Here is a 697-nt window from a genome sequence, read left to right as displayed (position 1 = left end):
AAGGCATCGCTCGTTTAACGGGTTATGTGAATAACATTTCCGTTAGCCGTTTTGTGGTTCCAGGCTATGTAAGTGAATACGCACACACGATTCGTATCCTAGATGCAGAGCAGGGTACTTACCAGCTGATTCGAGAGGACGAACGTGTCGTCTTAGAAGGTCAAATTGGTGAGTTGGCCACTGCAGATGACTACAGCCTATTTGTAGCTGGCTTTAAGTCTCATAATGGTTTTGAGTTTTCAATCGGAAATCGTAGCCGCTTAGAGGCGATTGAATGGTTAAAGTCTTCTCTTTCTTTATCTGAACAAGGCAAACAAACGGGTATTCTTAAGCTTAGCTTTGAGGGAGAAAATAAGCAGCAGATTTCTGAAATCCTGAACCATATTAGCCAAATCTACTTCTTACAAAATGTAAAACGTAACTCTGCTGAAGCAGAGAAGAGTTTAGCGTTCCTAGAAGGCCATCTTCCAAGCATCAAATCTCAGCTAACCTCATTTGAAGATACGCTAAATAACTACCGTCAAGAAAACGAGTCGATTGATTTAGGGCTAGAAGCACAGTCTACGTTAAAAGTTATGGTTGAACTTGAAGCGCAACTTAATGAACTGACTTTTAAAGAGAGTGAAATCAGCCAACGCTTTACAAAAGATCACCCAGCTTACAAGTCTTTGTTAGATAAACGCGAAACTCTTCTAAA

At 40.6% G+C, this 697-nt stretch carries 1 pseudogene; it reads left to right on the top strand.

The window, feature by feature from the left end:
- Window positions 1–697, top strand: a pseudogene (locus KIV40_RS28000) (tyrosine-protein kinase); the annotation flags it as partial.

Source organism: Vibrio sp. D173a (assembly GCF_030248475.1).
The sequence above is the reverse complement of the archived record's forward strand: the minus strand, read 5'-3'. Positions and strand labels throughout refer to the sequence as shown.